12 protein-coding genes are annotated in these 19,105 nt (G+C 41.7%); 2 read left to right on the forward strand and 10 right to left on the reverse strand.

Going from position 1 to position 19,105, the window contains the following annotated elements:
* Positions 1-37: 37 nt before the first annotated feature.
* The 10 genes from F2B13_RS01790 to F2B13_RS01835 all read right to left on the reverse strand — a co-directional run bounded on the left by F2B13_RS01790 (position 38) and on the right by F2B13_RS01835 (position 14,302).
* A complete protein-coding gene (locus F2B13_RS01790) occupies positions 38-1,615 on the reverse strand; it encodes a SusD/RagB family nutrient-binding outer membrane lipoprotein (RefSeq protein ID WP_149302916.1) in 1,578 nt (525 codons plus the stop codon).
* Positions 1,616-1,625: 10 nt separating this feature from the next.
* Positions 1,626-4,637 carry a SusC/RagA family TonB-linked outer membrane protein gene (locus F2B13_RS01795; RefSeq protein WP_198440066.1) on the reverse strand — a complete coding sequence of 1,004 codons (3,012 nt, stop codon included), beginning with the start codon at positions 4,635-4,637 and terminating at the stop codon, positions 1,626-1,628.
* Between the two features lie 377 nt (positions 4,638-5,014).
* Positions 5,015-6,055, reverse strand: a complete 1,041-nt coding sequence (locus tag F2B13_RS01800; RefSeq protein ID WP_149275530.1) for a LacI family DNA-binding transcriptional regulator — start codon at positions 6,053-6,055, stop codon at positions 5,015-5,017.
* Positions 6,056-6,197: 142 nt separating this feature from the next.
* Complete coding sequence (locus F2B13_RS01805) at positions 6,198-7,931, reverse strand: sodium:solute symporter (RefSeq protein WP_149275531.1); 1,734 nt, start codon at positions 7,929-7,931, stop codon at positions 6,198-6,200.
* 107 nt (positions 7,932-8,038) lie between these two features.
* Positions 8,039-10,570, reverse strand: coding sequence for a PIG-L family deacetylase (locus F2B13_RS01810; RefSeq protein ID WP_149275532.1), 2,532 nt, complete (start codon positions 10,568-10,570; stop codon positions 8,039-8,041).
* Between the two features lie 249 nt (positions 10,571-10,819).
* A complete protein-coding gene (locus tag F2B13_RS01815; RefSeq protein ID WP_149275533.1) occupies positions 10,820-11,368 on the reverse strand; it encodes a mechanosensitive ion channel domain-containing protein in 549 nt (182 codons plus the stop codon).
* The gene (locus tag F2B13_RS01820) at positions 11,365-12,312 is read right to left on the reverse strand and encodes a septum formation inhibitor Maf (protein ID WP_149275534.1); all 948 of its coding nucleotides are present in this window, start codon (positions 12,310-12,312) and stop codon (positions 11,365-11,367) included. The genes F2B13_RS01815 and F2B13_RS01820 overlap by 4 nt, the downstream gene beginning before the upstream one ends.
* A 123-nt stretch (positions 12,313-12,435) precedes the next feature.
* Complete coding sequence (locus F2B13_RS01825; protein WP_149275535.1) at positions 12,436-13,023, reverse strand: Maf family nucleotide pyrophosphatase; 588 nt, start codon at positions 13,021-13,023, stop codon at positions 12,436-12,438.
* Between the two features lie 3 nt (positions 13,024-13,026).
* The gene (locus F2B13_RS01830) at positions 13,027-13,554 is read right to left on the reverse strand and encodes a KdsC family phosphatase (protein ID WP_149275536.1); all 528 of its coding nucleotides are present in this window, start codon (positions 13,552-13,554) and stop codon (positions 13,027-13,029) included.
* Positions 13,538-14,302, reverse strand: a complete 765-nt coding sequence (locus F2B13_RS01835) for a Rossmann-like and DUF2520 domain-containing protein (protein ID WP_149302918.1) — start codon at positions 14,300-14,302, stop codon at positions 13,538-13,540. Before F2B13_RS01835 ends, F2B13_RS01830 begins: the two co-directional genes overlap by 17 nt.
* A gap of 287 nt (positions 14,303-14,589) precedes the next feature.
* On the opposite strand from F2B13_RS01835, the gene F2B13_RS01840 reads away from it, so the two are divergent.
* Together F2B13_RS01840 and ccsA are read left to right on the forward strand one after the other, a co-directional pair.
* Positions 14,590-15,762 (forward strand): alpha/beta hydrolase family protein, encoded by a 1,173-nt coding sequence (locus F2B13_RS01840; RefSeq protein WP_198440067.1) that lies wholly within the window; start codon positions 14,590-14,592, stop codon positions 15,760-15,762.
* Positions 15,763-15,903: 141 nt separating this feature from the next.
* Entirely contained in the window at positions 15,904-19,083 is a 3,180-nt protein-coding gene (gene ccsA, locus F2B13_RS01845; RefSeq protein ID WP_149302920.1) for a cytochrome c biogenesis protein CcsA, read from the forward strand.
* The last annotated feature ends 22 nt before the right edge of the window (positions 19,084-19,105 follow it).

Raw genomic sequence — 19,105 nt, forward strand, 5'->3', positions numbered from 1 at the left:
CCACAGGTTTTTCTTAGCAAATTAACTTGTTCTTCGATTAGAAGTTAGGACCTCCGGTGTCCCACCACAATCGTGTATTTATTTCGTCAGGTCCTCCCAACTTTGAGGTAGCATCTGCAACCCCTGATTGATTGTTCTCACGTTCATCGTTAACAAACGGCATTCTTTTGATAAACTCGCCATCTGGAACAATACCCCAATCCGCATTACTGCTGTTCTGATATACGGGGGGTAATTTTGGGTACCCTGTTCTTCTAAAATCTACCCATGCCTCCATTTCATTGGTATAGGCTGCAATCCACTTCTGGGTAATGATTTTTTCTAATTTGGACTCGTTGTCCGCACCCTCGTCCCACGCGATGGTTGCAGTTATCAAGTTGGTGAAATCGTTGATCGGATCAGGATATACCGGCTCGTCGTAATCGATCGGTAAACTCGTGTCATCCGCCAAATAGGCATCGACGCCACCGGCTCCCCAAAGTTCAAATGAAGCTTTCACCCCACTTTCATAATTGGTCTGCGCATCACCTGCACCGGCCCATCCACGTAACGCGGCTTCCGCCTTTAGGAAAAATACCTCGTCGGCGCTCAAGACTTTTCGCTCCGTGACCGCACCTGGGTCATTAAAACTAATGTCGATGGTAGAGAATGGAATATGGTCATCTTTTGCAATAAGCTCTCCTCCGTTTCTGATACCTTTATAAGGCCAGTCGGGGTGATCACTGACCAAAGATAAGTCCTCAACAGGATCAAAAAATGCATGGATCCTTGGATCTTTATATCCTACCAATACGGATTCCATAGTGGCACTCATACGAGTATCGTTCCACTCAAAGCAAATCTGTGCAGGATGAAATTTATTACCATACAAGGAAATATTCATGTTTTCCGCATTCGTCTCTATTAATCCAGCAGGATCGGCCAACGCCTTTTCACCTTGGGTTTTAGCCAAGGCCGGATCCACTTTAGAAATCCTCATGGCCAATCGAAGTCGTAAAGAGTTTGCAAATTTGGCCCACATGGCGACATCTCCTCCGTAGGATGCATCGAAGTCTGAAAGCCCAGTATAATCTGCGTTCGCATTAAAGGTCGCGATGATACGATCTAAATCACTAAAAAACGCATTGTACAGTTCCGGTTCGCTATCATAGGTCACATCACCTTCACTACCAAAATCTGTATAGATAATCGGACCGTAAAAGGTAGTGACTCTTGACATGGACAAAATTCTGATCAGGTTCGCCCATTCTGCGAACATATCATAGCCATCGGCCTGCGCAAGTTCGATTACTTGTTTCGCCGGTGCCATGATATTGTTATACTCACGGGCCCAATAACCGTTCCAACGAATGTAGTAGGTCGTATTATTGACGTTACCCACAAATGGGGTGGGCTGTGCCAAATGCTGTGCAAACGACACATTGGTCAGGTTATGGTCCACTTGGTTCCCGAAAATCTGGCTGAGCATCGAGGGATAAAATGCACCCACGTGGTTAAAGTCTTGCTTCAGTGATTCGGTCGATATCTGGTAGGGATTCGTATTCACCTCCTCAAAATCATCGGTACATGAATTGAAGGCCACTACCAGGGCAAAGAGATATAAAAGTTTTTTCATGCTATTTTTTTTAGAAAGTTAGTTTTAGATTAAACCCATATGTTCCCGTAGAAGGTAGGTTAAAGTTATCCAACCCTTGTGCTGACCGTCCGGTATTCATGGCTAACTCGGGATCAAACGGTGCATCCTTATAGAAAAAGAACAAGTTGTTTCCTATAAAAGATAGACTGGCCGCTTGAATTGGCAAACCGGAATTCGAAAGGTCAAAGTTGTAACCGATAGAAAGCTGGCTCAGTTTTACGTTTGTACGATCATATACATAAGCCTCACCAATTCCATTTCTATCGCCAATGGCACGGTACCAGGTTTCGGCACCTACCGTAGTAACAGCGGTTCCACTTGCCTCGTCAACACCGTTGACGGTTACACCACCTGCATCACGTGCATCTGCGGTCACTTGAGAAACACCGTAGCCATCCAACATTGATTGGGTCTGGCTGAACACTTTGCCACCAAATTTGGCATTGATCAGTGCACCAAAAGTAAATCGTTTAAAGCTTACGCTGTTGTTCCAGCCTAAACTGGCCTTAGGATCTAAATTTCCAATAAGCTCAGGAAGGTCAGTTTTTCTAGGAGCACCCTCGCTAAATAGAATCCTGCCTTGATCGTCTCTAAGAAACTTATAGACATACAAATCGTTGTATCTTCCACCTTCTACTAATCGGGAATAATACCCTTCGGAAGAACCGAGATTGAAAATACGTTCGTCGTCAGGTCCTATATCTACTACTTCGTTTCTATTCGAAGTAAAGTTGAAGGAAGAGCTCCATTCCAAGTTTTCCGTTTGGATAGGAATGGTGTTCAAGGTAATCTCGACCCCTTTGTTCGTGATTTCCCCCGCATTAATGTATTCCCGTGTATAACCGCCTTGTCCAGAAGTTACAGGAACATCAATATACTGGTCTTCGCTCTTAATAAAGTAATAGGTGAAATCCAACCCTAAACGATTGTTGAAAAATCGCAGGTCAGCGCCCACTTCCGAGCTTGTAATGATTTCAGGCTTGGCATCGAGAAATGGTCTTGTCGTATTTCTGCTAACCCCTCCATTGGCGGTAATGGTGTTCTGAGGGTTGATCCTGTTAAAAGGCACCTCGTTACCTACTTGAGTCCAAGAACCTCTTAGTTTTAAGAAGCTAATAGCCTCTGGTACGGTAAACATTTCACTTAAAAGAGCCGTAAGACCCACAGATGGGTAGAAATACGAATCGTTGCCGGTAAGGGCCAAGGTGGAGGCCCAGTCATTACGACCTGAAACATCTAAAAAGAGCATTTCTTTATACCCCAATTGGGCATTCAAGAAAACACCTTCTTTGATGATATTTCCACTGGTTATTGACCGAACCTGTACGTTTGTGGGCAGATTCTGAAAATAAAATTCATTCGGATAAAGTAAACCTAAAGTTCCCGTGTTAACCTGTACACCGATGCCATATTTTGTCTCTTGGTGACTGGCACCCAATGATGCGTTTAAAGTAAAGTCTTCACCGAATTCAGTATTATAGTTCAAGATAGCATCGGTATAAAGCAACTTGTCTTGATACTTCTGATAGTCCCAGGCCCCATTCGGGTGTACATTCGTACTGTTCGAAGTGGCTGCGTGCTGCTGTTCTTTAGTTACTGTAGCATAGTCATAGTTCCCTCGAACCTGAAGGTTCAAGTTATCCATAATGTCATAGCTCAGTGTCAAGTTCCCGATAAAACGATCTCTTCGATCGGTTTGAGGCTCTTTATTCAATATCCAATAGGGATTCGACTGGTGGTGATCGGACACGAACCAGTTTTGTGCCATAATGTTTCTAGCATCGTCAAAAACCTCATAGTTGTTTTTGAAATCATAGAAATTCCGGTTCCGTGGGAAAAAGTATAATCCGGTTAGTGGATTTAAGTAGTATCCAGAGGGTAACCTATTTTTGCTACTCTCGACGGCCCCGATTACGTTGGAGGTAATCGTCAACTTATCATTGAACAATTTAGTCGATTGCTTAAAAGTAAAGTTGTTCTTAAGATATTTGTTCATGGGCGTAATACCCGTAGCGCTTATGTTACCATACGAAAAATAAGCTTGGGTCTTCTCGGTACCTCCGCTAACACTCACCGAGTTAAAAAAGTTGTGACCGGTCTGGAAAAAATCTTCCACATATTCGTCGTTATAATCTCCTGGAGTGGTATCCCAGCTTTCTTTGGCAGCACCTATGGCTCCATATTTGAACTGCAAATCGGGAAGCTCTAAATAGTGCTCAAACGTATAACTGCTATTCACGGTTACCGTAGTTCTTCCTTGAGAACCGCTCTTAGTCGTAATCAATACAACCCCATTCGCACCTTGGCTACCATAAAGAACGGCCGCGTTAGCACCTCTTAAGATACTGATACTTTCAATATCATCAGGGTTTATGGCTGAAAGTCCATCACCACTATCGGTGCCTCCCCACATACCGGGCTGGCCTCCTTTATTGTTGGCCATTGGAATACCATCGATTACGAAAAGCGGTGAACTATCACCACTTAATGATTTATTACCCCTAAGTAATATTTTGGTAGAACCACCGGCACCTGAACTACTCTTTTTGATTTCTACACCTGCCGTCTTACCGGAAAGAGCGTTCATAAAGTTAGGATCCCTGGTTTTGGTGAGTTCGTCGGAATCAACCGATTGCTGGGCATAGGTCAGGGTTTTTTCCTTTCTCTTGATACCGAGGGCCGTTACGACCACTTCATCCAATTGACTGGCATCTTCTTCTAGAGCTACGTCAACGGTATCGGATGATCCTACGCTGACAGATTGACTCTTCATACCCAAATAGGAAAAAACAAGTACATCGCCTTCCGCAGCTTCTATGGTATAATTACCATCGAAATCGGTTTGCGTACCATTTGTAGTACCTTGAACCAGTACATTCACACCTGGCAGCGGCGCGCCATCTGCCGCGTCTGTAACCGTACCTGTTACGGTTTTGTTTTGTGCAAATAGGGAGGAAGTCCCTAAAAGAAGCACAAAAAGAACAAATAGTTTTCTAATCATAATGTTGGTTTTAGCGTAAAGTTAGTTTAACATTTTATTAAGTTTTGGTGAAATTAAGCTATTTTTTTTAGTATGCAAGGCTGGATTCGTTAAATGTGTTCGAGCACATTAATTTTTTTATTGGTAAAGGTGAAATTCATCCTCAGTTGTCTTTTTTTTCTTACAACAGTGGTAATTTTGTTCAGTGGTCAGGGTTAACGGGCTTTTAAGGGGTTGTTAAAAAGTGTTTTGAGTGGCTCGAATCACTCGAATTTGCTTTTTTAAGGTTAAGTCGGTTCAAAGCCTACTGAAACTTACAAAAAAATAGAGTGAAGTTGCAGAATTTTATCTAATTGCAAAAACCGGGCGCTTAATAAAATATACCTTGACTCCTGAATTTATTCTGAATAGTAATCCACGTTCTCCGCTGTAATAATATCGATCGGCAGCAAATTGTGCGCAGGTATTTCTTTGCCAAAAAGAAAAAACTCTGCGAAGTAGCCCACACCAAGATAGGCCTGCCGTTTTGGTTTTTGATGGATTAGGAAATCAATTTCCCCTTTTTTTAGGCATTTTATATTCTCATCCAAAAGATCATATCCTACTAAAATACTTTTTTGGTGATTACTTTTTAAGACTTTTGCAAGTTTGTGACCCTTCGAATTGGTAACGAAGATGGCCGATATTTCCGGGTTTTCTTTAATAAATTCAACTACTTGGTTTTCGAACTGTTCAATCGTTTCCGTAGTGAAATTCTTAGTGAGCAAAAGTTGTTGTTCCCGACCTTTTTCAATAAAGAAAGATTTGAATCCGTCTTCCTTCAATTGCATATGTGGTTCCTTATTGATATGAACAATCGCGATTTTTGAATCTTTGCCAATCATTTTATGAATCAGACCCCCGGCAATTTTTCCACTTTGAAAGAGATCTTGTCCAATAAAAATTTCGCCATTTAATGTATTGATATAATTATTGAAGAGGGCGACTCTTATCTTGTTCTCTTTGCACTGTTTTAATATTTGTGTAGATTCTTCTTGAAAAAGAGGTGCCATTAAAAGTACATCCGGATTCGAGGCCATGGCCTCTTTAGACTTTCTAATAAAGCAATCTGCCTGTTTCGGATGATAGATGAATTTTTCTACGAGCAGACTGAAAGGCTTGAACTCTTTTTCGGCATCCGATATGCCTTCATGGGCAGGGAGCCAATAGGGGTCTTTTTGGGCATCGGGTAGAAGTATGCAGACTTTGTAGGTCTTATTGTTCCTTAAATTGCGAGCTATTGGGTTTGGTGAATAATCGATTTCCTTTAAAATCTTATCTACCTTTTCTTGGGCCGATTTGGAGACCTTACCGCGTTTGTGCAGCACACGGTCGACTGTACCCTTAGAAACACCTGCTAGTAGAGCTATGTCCTTTATCGTATGCTTTTTTTTGGCCATTAGGTTGTGAGATGGTCAGTCGAGATCTTTGAAAAATTCTCAACCTTTCGCCAAATATAAAGATATATTGCAATTTTTTTTCTAGAAAAGCGTATCCGCCATGTAAAAAAATCAATATTTTAGAATTCCTTGAATTCGAGGTCTAGCCCTTAATAGGAGGCTTTATTAAAAAACGGTCAAAGGCCTCAAAAATAAATGCGATTAGGATGACCAAGGCAGCACCAATAAAGTTTAGCCATAGATAGCCTAATTTTTCTTCCCCGGTCGGATAGATGAAAATGAGGCTATAAAAAAGTATAAAGATGATGAATTGGGTAATGATGGCCGCGGAGAAAACCGCATTCCCTTTGATAAACTTAAAAAAGAAGGCCAATAAGAATATACCCAGAACGTTGCCGTAGAATATTGAGCCAATAATGTTCACTAATTGGATTAAATTGTCGAAAAGATTAGCAATACTTGCTACGCCAATGGCAATAATCCCCCATAGAAGGGTGAACCCTTTCGTCGCCTTTACATAATGTGCTTCTGAAAAATCTCCCCGCTTATTTCTTTTATAGAGATCAAGGGCCGTTATGGTTCCCAAAGCATTGAGCTCAGAAGCCGTAGAAGACATGGCCGCTGATAATATGACGGCCAGAAGCAGGCCTATCAACCCTTTTGGGAGATTGTTCAGGATAAAATGTATAAAGACATAATCCTTATCATTGGTTTCCACGACCGAATCAGCTTTGGATATCAAGTCTCGTGCAGCTGCGCGGTTCGTACTATCTTTTGTGTTTAATGAGATGATCTGCTGCTTAGCTTCTTCGATGGCCGTATACTCTTTGAGATCCAAGGCCGACGAGAATCTGTTCTGGGCCATTTTTTTTTCTTCTTCCAATTTTCGTTGGCCCTCTTGAAGAATAAGGTAATCATCGGCATAATTCGATTCCATTATGGCCGAGGTGGCAGCTGGGTTGAAATTCAGGGGCGAGGAATTATACTGGTAAAAAACAAAAACCATGACACCGACCAATAGAATGAAAAATTGCATCGGAATTTTAAAAATGGCATTGAAAATAAGACCCAGTTGGCTTTCACGGAGGGACCGACCTGACAAGTACCTTTGTACCTGGCTTTGGTCTGTACCAAAGTAGGCCAGAGCCAAAAAAAGGCCTCCCGTAATTCCACTCCAAAATGTATAACGGCTTTTGGTATCAAAGCTAAAATCAAGAATTTCCAACTTATTGCTTGCCCCGGCAATTTTCATTGCCTTTCCTAGAGAAATATCGGTAGGTAAGTGGCTCAATATAAAAAAGAAGGTAATAAACATGCCCAGCATTATGATGAACATTTGTTGCTTCTGGGTGACACTTACGGCCCTCGTGCCTCCTGAAACCGTATAAATTATTACCAAAACCCCAATTATTATATTTAGGGTTCGAAGATCCCAACCCAGTACCGCCGATAAAATAATTGATGGGGCGAAAATGGTAATACCCGCAGCCAATCCCCTTTGAATTAGAAAAAGAATGGCCGCCAACGATCGGGTTTTTAGATCGAAACGGTTTTCTAAAAATTCGTAGGCCGTGTAGACTTTAAGACGATGATAGATAGGCACGAACACCATGCAAATGATTATCATGGCCAAAGGGAGGCCAAAATAGAACTGAACGAAGCCCATGCCATCGTGAAATGCCTGGCCGGGAGTGGATAAAAAAGTTATGGCACTTGCTTGCGTGGCCATCACCGAAAGGCCTATCGTCCACCATTTGGCATCGCTTCCTGAGCGTACGTAATCGTGAACGCTCTTGCTGCCTTTGGTTCGCCAAACGCCATAGCCAACAATAAACAATAAGGTACTTCCTAAAATAATCCAGTCAAGTGTACCCATATATTACGTAAATGAAGTCATCAAATAACTGAAAAATAATATGTAAATAATATTAAGTAGTACTACGAGTGTATACTCCTTTTTCCAGTCGAACCTATCTAGCATTCTCATCCTTTACTTCTTATTTCTTCAATTTTATCGCCCTTACCTAATGACAGCATGTTGGCAAATAGTTTATATGCGCCAGGCACGCCCGATGGAAGTTCCCGGAAAAAACTGAGACCGGTATAGATATAATGTCCTTTTCCGTAAGGGGCCACCAAGAGGCTACCTTGTTTGGCAGATTCGCCATCATCGTGCATCGATAAGATAGGCGTAAACTCTTTTGACCATTTATTGGGAAAATAAAGCCCTCGCTCTTGTACCCATCCATCAAAGTCAGATCGGGTGATCTGATTTGGAAAATTTATTAGGGCATGATCAGGAGCAAGTATTTCCACCTCTGAATTTTCATCGGTTACCCTGTCCCTGGATAAGGTAAGGTCGTAAGGGGCTATATTTTCAAATTGATCTCCCCATCTTCCTGCAGTGTTATATTGGATAATTAGGTTTCCCCCGTCTTTGACATACTCCAAAAGATAACGCTGCTTAAATTTAAGGGTTTCAACGACATTATAAGCTCGAATGCCCAAGACCACTGCATCGTAGGAATTGAGTGAACCTGAAGTGATGGTGCTGGGTTCAACGGTCGTCACGTTATAACCGATTTGTCTTAAACTCTCGGGAACATCGTCTCCCGCGCCCACAATATAGCCAATTTGTTCTCCCTCCTTTTTGATATTCAAACGTACAACTTTTGCCTCTGAGGGAAGTAACACCGATTGGGTAGGTATGTGGTCATAGGCTATTGTTATCAACTCTCTGGTTATCTCATTTCCGTCAATTTTCAAAAGCGGCGTGATATAACTTTCGTTCTCATTCCAGGGCGGTGTTATACTAAAAACTAAGGTCTGTTGGTCGCCCTTCTTTGCAATTTCAAATGATCGGGTTTCGCGGTCTACCTTCCAACCTTCTGAATGGCATAATTGAATTTCTCCTTTAATGTTATCGGCATGAGCCTTTATGGTCACTGGAATTTGCTTTGGTTCGTCGTCGGCGAAGATCAACACTTTGTCATTAAAGCTTGCCGTGGCTTTGGGCAGGACATCAAAAGGTTCAAAAATTTCTCCCTTATCGGGTCTAGCATAATGATAAATGATCGGTTCCTCGAAAATAATGGGAACCCCGTTAAGATCAATTTCAAACTGGGCGTAAAATGTCCTAGGGGTTTCAGGTTTACCAATGAGTTCTTGGTCGGCCACCTTGTACATGCCCAGATCTCCTTTTTCCTCTAACCAATAAGGACTTGTATAGGACGTGTTCTCAGGTATGGCAAGGTCTATTTCGAACGTCTGTTTGTTGTTATTTTGCAAAGGTGTGGCCTTATTCAAGATCACATCGGTCGGTTTTATCTTGAGCGAAGTTAAACTCATCTTAGTTTCACTTCGATTAACCACCTCGATATCGATTTTTACGGTTCCTCCGGGATTGGAAACCGAAGATTCTGCCGAAGCTTCAAGATAGAGCCCGGTAATGTTCTTGATAATCTTTTTTATTTCTTCGGATTTCAAGGCTTTCCAATGCTCGTCATTTAGATTTTCAATAAGGGTATAGGCCTTTAATAATTGGGGGATATGCTTCGAGGGATCCCTGAAGTTAAAGTTCTTTTCAACCTCGCCTAGAATTTTACCGATAGCCTCTCCGCCATCTACACGGGACCAAGAAGTATCGATACCATCAAAAATATGGTCATTATCAGGCAAATCTCCTTTCAAAAGCTCGATATACTCTTTCTCTTTGCCCCTGTTGGAAAGACGACCAAATCCCTGACATAGGTGTTGACTACTTGCCAATGCTGCAATTTCATTATTGGAGGTTCCTAAAATAGGGTAATAGACCCCAATATCTATATCGAGCATATTTGACTTATCTGCCTTTTCAAATTTCTCCTCGCTCCCATAGAACCACCACGAGGTATTGAAAAAGAGTCTTCTTGGCTGCCACATTTCCGTATAGTCAAGTTGGTCCGGATAAGCTTTTGGGTTACCTGCAAGATCAAAAGCTTCGACACTGAGCATAGCGGAGGCGGTATGATGGCCGTGGGTACTTCCTGGACTGCGATGGTCAAAACGGTTTATGATCACATCGGGTTTGAACGTGCGAATCGCCCAAACCACATCGCTTAAAATGGCTGTTTTATTCCATATTTTAAGGGTTTCTTCAGGATGTTTCGAATATCCAAAGTCATTCGCCCTTGAAAAAAGCTGCTCGCCCCCGTCGACACGCCGGGCAGCAAGAAGCTCTTGGGTTCTCAAAACCCCAAGAAGCTCCCGAAGTTCGGGGCCTATAAGGTTTTGCCCACCATCTCCCCTCGTAAGGGATAAGTATCCTGTTCTGGCTTTTACCTCATTGGAAAGGTAGGAGATCAACCTTGTATTTTCATCATCTGGATGTGCGGCAATATAAAGCGCTGTTCCCAGAAAATTCAACTTCTGTAAAGAATGATAGATTTCAGCGGAAGAATTTTGTACAGGACGTTGTGAAAATGTACTATTTGGGTAAAGAAGTATCCCTAAAAAGAATACTAAAATATGACGCATACTGTTAGTTTTTGTACATAAAACCCCTTTCAAAAAGCAATCGGGTCCTTTTCAAAGATAGAAAGATTACAAGGGGTTCGCCTTTTTTTACATTTTCTTTAACAAAAAATCAAACATGCTATTAAAGTTTGTAAAATCGACGGTAGTGGAACTTTTTAACCGTTGAAAAATAGCGATAAGGGTCAATAAGGGATATTAAAAATCCACTCCTACATACCACTTCTATCGCTACCCTTATTACTTCTTATTTCAAGCTTTATTACTGCTTTCTAAAACACTTTCTTGATCGCTATAAATAAGTGTTACCGCCTTTTGCATCATGAGATTATTGGGATAGACCAATAATTCACCGTTTCCCTTTCTGAGACTAACATGAAATGCTCTTATATCCTCGATCAGATAAGGTTCTTCAGATTCGATGTCCTTATCTAAAATTCTCACCCGATCCCCGATTTTAAATGGGAAGGAAAAAAATAGTATGACGCCGGCCGTTATATTGCTGATAATAGACCACTGGGCGAACAAGGCCACTCCAATTACTGCGAATACCGAAGAAAAAACCAGACCAACTTCTTTGTAATTCACCCCCCAAACAAATGAAATGATTCCAAAACCCAGAAGGGTCAGAAGTATAGAAACATATTTCTGGATTAATAAGGTGCGGGCCTCCACGATATCACTTATTCGACCAATTCTACGGATGGTCTTATCCGTTATGAACTTTAAAATCAACAACACCGCAATCGTTATAACGGTGGCCAAAATCTCAGTTTGATATTCTAGGAACAGTGCTTTCATTTTAATGCTAAACTATCGCGCAAATATAGGTGCTTATTTCCGTTTTGTTGCCAATAAGGGGTCTTTATAGTTTTCATTTTGGTGGCCTTGGAAGTCAATACTTTTGCATTTTCTCCAAAACCACTTTTGAAAGTTTCGGACCAACCTTCGATGGTATGTGGGAAGGCTGTTTTAAAATCGATTCGAAGGGTACGTTCTAGCGCAGGGTAGTTTATGGTATAAGAGGAAACACCCAATGAGTCGCTTCTCGCTAGGGTCGCATTATAGGCCCTAAACTCTTTATGTGACAAACGGATGTATTCAAAGGATGGAACCACCTCGAACTGTCCTAAAGGAAGATTTTCGGGATTGATCCGTATTTTATTCCAAAGCTCGTTTTCGAGTATGTTCTTCTCAAGACTTAGGTTTTGGTCGGCTTCCGTTTCAAAATAGGAATGGCTCGTAACATCGAAATTTTCCCTGTTGTTCAATTGGGCATATACCTGCCCGCACCACTCTTGGGAAGAAAATGATATTTTGATGGCGTGCTGGTCGTCATAAACGGGGTAAAACGAACTGGTCATAATGGAATATGGATAAATACCGGTCAGGTAATTTTTGGTCGAGTTCAATTTGAGCACTGACACATTATCAGGATGGCTTTCATCGGCCTTTACCTGTTTACCGGCCAAAAAAGGTTCCGTTACATAAATTAAAACGGCTTGTCCATCCCTCATTTCCCCATAACGTGCCTGTTCGAGCTGATATGAGGTTATTTCGGCTTCTCCATTATACCAGTATTTTTTGAAAGTCTCGGATAGTTGCGCTCGAGAGGTCTTAGTCTCTTGGCGGTTCAGGGTCGTTTCCTCTTTCTTATCTGCCGTTTTTTCTCCGCAGGCCTCGAAAAGAAGTATTGGTAGGGATATATAAAATAATATGAAGATTTTGATTATGTTTTTTTTCATAGGTTCGGTTTTATAGGCGGGGTAAGTTCAGAAAAATGCACGGGCCCCATTCTTAAGATTTAATTTAAATGGCGTTAATTCTTAGGTTAACCGGTCTTCCTTATAAATGTACGCAAAACCGACCTATCCGATCAAACTGAGCAGCGTTTTGTATACTAAATGAGTGGGCAAACCGACCACATTGGTATAGGAGCCCCTGATTTCTTCGATACCAATCAAACCTATCCATTCTTGTATGCCATAAGCTCCTGCTTTGTCGTAGGGCTTAAAATTTTCAATATAAAAATGAATCTCTTGGTCACTTAGCATTTTGAATTTGACATGGGTAGTTTGGTTTACCACGATTTGGGTATCCGTTGTTGTAAAGCAAACGGATGTTATTACTTCATGCCAATCACCAGAGAGTAGTTTTAACATGTGAGTAGCTTCTTTTTCGTTTTTTGCTTTGGCCAATGATTTTTGATGGTGCCATACAACGGTATCCGACGTCATCAAAATTTCATTTCTCTTTAGGTCTTTGCTGAAAGGCATCGCTTTCGCCTTCGCCAAGTAATCTGAAATATCGCTTCCTTCTAAATGGGAAGGATAAACTTCGTCTATAGGATTTAGACGAATTTCGAAATCCACGTTCAGTTCTCTGAGAAATTGTTGCCTCCTTGGCGATCCGGAGGCTAAAATCAAATGATAATTCTTCAAAATTTTGTTGCCCATGAACTAGCTATTTGTGGCTTTGTATTCATGAGTCCAGTCTCCTTTCACTTTTAATACCTGTTCAATAACATCCCTGGCACATCCATCACCCCCATTTTTGTGAGATACATACTTTGAAATCGCTTTTACTTCGGGAACGGCATTTTGAGGGCAGGTAGGGAGGGCGACCTTTTGCATTGGAGGTATATCGGGAATGTCATCTCCCATATAGAGTACCGATTCGGGCTTGATTTCATAAATATCCAGATACTCTTCGAAGGCATCCATTTTATATGTCGTACCCAAGAAGATATCGGTAACGCCCAAAGCCTTCAGACGATTGCGCACCCCTTCATTGGTGCCTCCTGAAATCACACAAATATTATACCCCCTACGAAGGGCCGTTTGGATCGCATAGCCATCTTTGACGCTCATTCTTCTAAGGGTTTCACCTTGGGTCGTAATCATAATCGTACTGTCGGTGAGTACACCATCTACGTCGAAAACGAAAGTGTCAATATCTTTTAAGTACTCCTTATAACTCTTTTCCATAGATATTCTGAATCGATTTACTTAACACGGAATATATCGCTTTGTAATCGGAATTGTCAAGTTGATCTAAATGAGCCGCAATCGTGCCTTGGTCACCACGACGAGCCGGTCCGGTCTGGGCTTCATTAGGAGAAACCGAATCGATTTTTTGGCTCGTTTCACGAATTAGTGGAATGAGCATTTCAAAATCTAGATTATTTTCCTGGCAAATTCGATAGCCGATATGATAGAGATGGTTTGTAAAATTGTTGACGAAAACTGCGGCGAGGTGAAGCTTGCCCCGCTGCTCTGAATCTACCTTGTATACATGGTTCGAAATAGACGTAGCCAATACTTCAAGTTGTTGCAGTGCCATTGATGTATTGGCCTCCAAACAGATTGGTGTCTCCCGCAAGTTGACCTCCCTATTTTCACTAAGCGTTTGCAACGGATAAAAAACCCCAAAATATTCATGGTTCGATAGCAAGTTCATAGGCATACTTCCCGAAGTATGAACGACAATTGCATTTTTACTTGAGATGGATTCCGAAACAGCTTGTATCGAATCGTCATTGACGGCTATAATATAAATATCGGCTTCGGCCATTTGATGTAAGTCGGTAGTGACGGCCACTTTTTTTGCAAAGGGCTTTAAAGTATCAGGGTTTCTTCCTGCTACTTGAAGGACCACCACAAGCTCATTGGTATAGAATTCATTGAATAAGTGCTGGGCCACATTCCCAGAACCTATAATCACCACTTTTATCATGGTGTAAAATTAAACATATATTTTCGTTCCGTAGCTTCTGTAATTTGCAATTGGTCCTATCCTAATTTTAGAATCCTATGGTGCTATACATCTTTTGATTATTTTTAGAAAAGGAGAAGAGACGAGTATGTATTGAGGCACTGATTTGTATGGCTGGTAAAAAACCACAAAAAGATTCAAGAAGAGGATTTGTAAAAAAGGCTATGCTGGCAAGTTCAGCGGTTCCTTTCTTAAACAATCCGTTTTTTGGGCCTTATGTTCGAACAACAACTACTAAAAGTAAGATTATGGCGCAAGACCTACCTGAAAAAAGTCTTATGGGTGCCTATGGTAACTGGGCAAGTGAAATGATAGCTGATTTAGGCACCATGTCGTTTCGGAACACTACGTTTGCCGATGTTGACAATTGGAAACCTAAAGCCACTTCAAAAGCACTTCAATTTTTAGCACTGCCGGATATTCAACAAACTTCGGCCATTACGGTACACAAAAAATACAGTTATGATGGTTTGTCCATAGAGGAAATTTCATGGCCATTGTCGAACGGAGGAGGTGCTGTCGAAGCCATTGTAATGAAACCAGAGCAGGCCAAAGGTACTTTGCCCGCCATATTAGCACTGCACGATCATGGTGGAAATAAGTATTTTGGCAAACGCAAAATTGTTCAATGCTCCGAAGATAGACACCCTTTAATCGAACAACATCAGCAAGTCTACTATGAGGGATTGGCCTGGGCCAATGAGGTCGCCAAGAGAGGTTATGTAGTGATGGTGCACGATGTTTTTGCTTTTGGAAGCCGAAGGGTATTTCCAGAGGATGTAGACGAGGTGCTTTTAAGAGAACATACGTTAAAAGATTTTTCAAGCGAAGAATGGGAACGCCCCGATATAATTTCAGAATATAATAAATGGGCCTCAGATCATGAACACGTGTTGTCAAAGTCGTTGTTTTGTGCAGGTACGACCTGGCCCGGCGTGGTTTTGGCCGAAGACCAAATCGCATTAAATATTCTTTGCGAGAGAAAGGATGTCGATGCTTCTCGGATTGGGTGTGCCGGCCTTTCCGGAGGCGGTTTGCGAACGGTATATTTAGGAGGTCTTGATCATCGTATCAGCTGTGCGGTCAGTGTCGGCTTTATGAGTACATGGAAAGATTTTATGCTGTATAAAGCCTATACCCATACCTGGATGTTGTATGCGCCCTTGTTACCTCGTTTTTTGGAGTTTCCTGAAATTTTGGGTTTAAGGGTGCCCTTGCCTACGATGGTTCAGAATAATATCGATGACCAACTTTTCACCTTGAGTGAGATGAAAATGGCAGATTCTATTTTAACAGAAGTCTATAAAAAGGCCAAAGCACCGGACAAGTACTCGGGTAAATTCTATGAGGGACTTCATAAGTTCGATGCCGCAATGCAGGTCGATGCTTTTGACTGGTTTGATAGATGGTTGAAGGGGTAGTAGGTGAACATCCAAAATGAGAACCCAAACCCAGACTTTCACGAAGAATTAACAGTTTGGCTATGGGATTAAGATGGTGGTAACAGCCAGAAATGGTAAAAAGACTGTATTTTTGTGCTCTGAATATCAATTCGGCATTTAATGACAACTTTGCTCAAGAAGTTTTTTTTCTCTACCCGCTTAATGGCCATCCTTTTTATCACTTTTGCTACCGCCATGGCCTTTGGAACTTTCATCGAAAGTAAATATAGCACGGAAACGGCACGAATTTGGATTTATAATGCCTGGTGGTTCGAAGCGATCATGGTGTTTTTCGTAATTAACTTTATCGGAAATATGTTTCGATATCGTTTATTGCGATGGGAGAAATGGCCGGTATTGACTTTACACCTCTCATGGATTTTAATTATCCTCGGAGCTTTTATTACGCGATACATCAGTTTTGAAGGTATGATGCCTATCCGCGAGGGGCAGGCCGAAAACGTTTTTTATTCCGACAAGACCTTTCTCACGGCTTTTGTAGATGGTGAAATTAATGGAGAGCCCAAAAGAAAGACCCTCCAGGAAGATCTCATTGTAACTGCCGAGGCCATAAAATCGAACTTGCCATGGCGATCCGATTTTAATGGCCAACCTTTTACGATATCCTATGTCGATTTTATCGACGGCGCCAAAGAGGGGCTGGTCACCGATGAAAATGGTAGTGAGTATTTGAAAATAGTTGAAGCCGGTGATGGTCAAAGACACGAGCATTTTCTTGAAAGCGGAACGGTGTCAAGTATTCATGGGGTACTTTTCGCTCTAAATAAACCTACAGAGGGTGCAATTAATATCAAGTTTTCCGAAGATTCATACCAAATTACTTCCCCCTTTGAAGGGCGGTTTATGAGAATGGCCGATCAATTTCAAGGAGAGGTGACCAAAGACAGTTTGCAACCATTACAACTGCGTTCTTTGTATTCTATGGCGGGAATGCAATTTGTAATTCCTGAACCTATAGTGAAAGGTACATACGGCATCGTAAAAGTACCCAAGGAAGAAATGAACGAGGCGACCCTCGATGCTTTAGTCGTTGAGGTGTCGGCCAACGGGGAATCGGTGCGTAAAGAACTGTTGGGGGGCAGGGGAACTGCTTCCTTTACCGAGAAATTCAACGTGGGAGGCCTCGATTTTATGCTAAGCTATGGGTCGAAAGTTTATGAACTACCGTTTAGTATTAAGCTCAACGATTTTATAGCAGAAAAATATCCGGGTACTGAAAAGGGATATAAATCCTTTATGAGCAAGGTCACTATTGAAGACGACCGGCCTTTTGATTACGATATTTTTATGAATCACATTCTTGATCACGAAGGATATCGCTTCTTTCAGTCCAGTTTTCATCCAGATGAGAAAGGGACCATTTTGTCAGTAAATCATGATCGTTGGGGCACATGGATTACGTATTTAGGCTATTTTCTACTGTACATCGGTCTCATGGGAATTATGTTTTTCGGTAAAACCCGCTTTAAAGACCTTGGAACAACCTTGAACAAATTAAAGGCGAAAAAAGCTACATTAACGGTAATCTTGATATTTGGCTCGTTTTTGAGCATGGCAGGGCAAGAACATACGGTTGACGATGGGCACGACCATTCTAATATGCCTACCCCGTATCAAATTGACTCCATTATAAAGTCTACGATTGTTTCAAAGGAACACGCGGAAAAATTCGGAAAATTGGTGATACAGGATGAAGGTGGGCGCATGAAGCCTATCAATACGTTTTCTTCCGAGTTGCTGAGAAAGTTAAGCCTTACCGATAAATATGAAGATATGAACGCCGATCAGGTTTTCCTATCTATGATGATGATTCCCCAGGCTTGGTATAACGCCGAGTTCATTGCCATTGATAAAAAGGGGCTAAACGATAGTATTCGTCGGGTCATAGGAGTGCCCGAGGATCAGGAATATGCCAAGGCGACCGATTTTTTTGATCAACAGGGCAATTACAAATTGGCCCCTTTTTTAATGGAGGCGACGGGGACGAACATTCCAAATCAGTTTGAAAAAGATTTTAAAGAGGCTAATATCCGTCTAAGTCTTCTGGATGAGGCATTAAGTGGTAGAATCGTAAAAATATTCCCCTTGTTGAACGATGAGAACAACAAATGGATTTCAGCTGTGGAATATCGCGGGGGGCAATATCAAGTTAGTGATTCGCTATATGCCAATTTCGTCAAGAATTCGATTCCCTACTATTTGATGACCTTGCGAAACGCAAAAGAAACTGGAGACTATTCGGAGGCGAACAAACTTTTAGAAGCCTTCAAACAAAATCAAAGAAACCATGGAAGTGAGGTACTACCTTCCGAAAATAAAATCAATACCGAAGTAATCTATAATAAACTGGATATCTTCAACCATTTATACCGCCTTTACGCCGTAGTCGGACTATTGATGTTTTTTGTGCTAGTTTTTCAAATATTCAAAGATCGATCCATTTGGCGCATATCGACCTACTTTTTTAAAGGAACCATTATAATTCTTTTCCTTTGGCATACGGCAGGCTTGATTTTACGGTGGTACATATCGGGTCATGCACCTTGGAGCGATGCGTATGAAAGTATTCTTTATGTGTCTTGGGCAACGATGGGAATGGGCTTGTTATTTGCCCGAAAAAGCGATATGACCATTGCTGCTACTGCTTTTGTGACCTCCATGCTCATGTGGATTGCCCATCAGAACTGGGTGGACCCTGCCATCGGTAATTTGGTACCTGTTTTAGATAGCTACTGGCTTATGGTTCATGTAGCGGTAATTGTTGCGAGTTATGGGCCTTTAACGGTGGCCATGATTTTGGGGGTTGTCTCGCTCATATTGATGATTTTCACCAACAAGGACAATAAAGCACATATGGATCTCAATATTAAGGAATTGACGGTGATCAATGAATTGGCCATGACCGTTGGACTTGTGATGTTAACCATTGGTAACTTTTTGGGGGGTCAATGGGCCAATGAAAGTTGGGGGCGATATTGGGGGTGGGACCCCAAGGAAACTTGGGCCCTTATTTCGATAATGGTCTATGCCTTTGTCATTCATACTCGTTTGGTACCTGGTCTTAGGGGCAGATGGACTCTTAACTTTTTGAGCGTTATAGCCTTTGGTAGTATAATGATGACGTATTTAGGGGTGAATTACTATCTCGTCGGTCTGCACAGCTACGGCCAAAGTGGCTCTGCGGCCATTACACCTGATTACGTATGGTATATTGCTTTAGGGGCCTTGATTTTAGGAGCCATCAGTTATTGGAGATATCGGGTCAATTACGTCAAATAGTTCGAAATAGTTGCAATTTTTA

It is taken from the genome of Pareuzebyella sediminis, from assembly GCF_008367235.1.
Classification (GTDB): domain Bacteria; phylum Bacteroidota; class Bacteroidia; order Flavobacteriales; family Flavobacteriaceae; genus Pareuzebyella; species Pareuzebyella sediminis.

What these genes read in the sequence shown, in the direction of transcription:
- F2B13_RS01790 (WP_149302916.1), bottom strand. Translation starts at nt 1,615, where the DNA reads ATGAAAAAACTTTTATATCTCTTTGCCCTGGTAGTGGCCTTCAATTCA.
- F2B13_RS01795 (WP_198440066.1), bottom strand. Translation starts at nt 4,637, where the DNA reads ATGATTAGAAAACTATTTGTTCTTTTTGTGCTTCTTTTAGGGACTTCC.
- F2B13_RS01800 (WP_149275530.1), bottom strand. Translation starts at nt 6,055, where the DNA reads ATGGCCAAAAAAAAGCATACGATAAAGGACATAGCTCTACTAGCAGGT.
- F2B13_RS01805 (WP_149275531.1), bottom strand. Translation starts at nt 7,931, where the DNA reads ATGGGTACACTTGACTGGATTATTTTAGGAAGTACCTTATTGTTTATT.
- F2B13_RS01810 (WP_149275532.1), bottom strand. Translation starts at nt 10,570, where the DNA reads ATGCGTCATATTTTAGTATTCTTTTTAGGGATACTTCTTTACCCAAAT.
- F2B13_RS01815 (WP_149275533.1), bottom strand. Translation starts at nt 11,368, where the DNA reads ATGAAAGCACTGTTCCTAGAATATCAAACTGAGATTTTGGCCACCGTT.
- F2B13_RS01820 (WP_149275534.1), bottom strand. Translation starts at nt 12,312, where the DNA reads ATGAAAAAAAACATAATCAAAATCTTCATATTATTTTATATATCCCTA.
- F2B13_RS01825 (WP_149275535.1), bottom strand. Translation starts at nt 13,023, where the DNA reads ATGGGCAACAAAATTTTGAAGAATTATCATTTGATTTTAGCCTCCGGA.
- F2B13_RS01830 (WP_149275536.1), bottom strand. Translation starts at nt 13,554, where the DNA reads ATGGAAAAGAGTTATAAGGAGTACTTAAAAGATATTGACACTTTCGTT.
- F2B13_RS01835 (WP_149302918.1), bottom strand. Translation starts at nt 14,302, where the DNA reads ATGATAAAAGTGGTGATTATAGGTTCTGGGAATGTGGCCCAGCACTTA.
- F2B13_RS01840 (WP_198440067.1), top strand. Translation starts at nt 14,590, where the DNA reads ATGGCGCAAGACCTACCTGAAAAAAGTCTTATGGGTGCCTATGGTAAC.
- ccsA (WP_149302920.1), top strand. Translation starts at nt 15,904, where the DNA reads ATGACAACTTTGCTCAAGAAGTTTTTTTTCTCTACCCGCTTAATGGCC.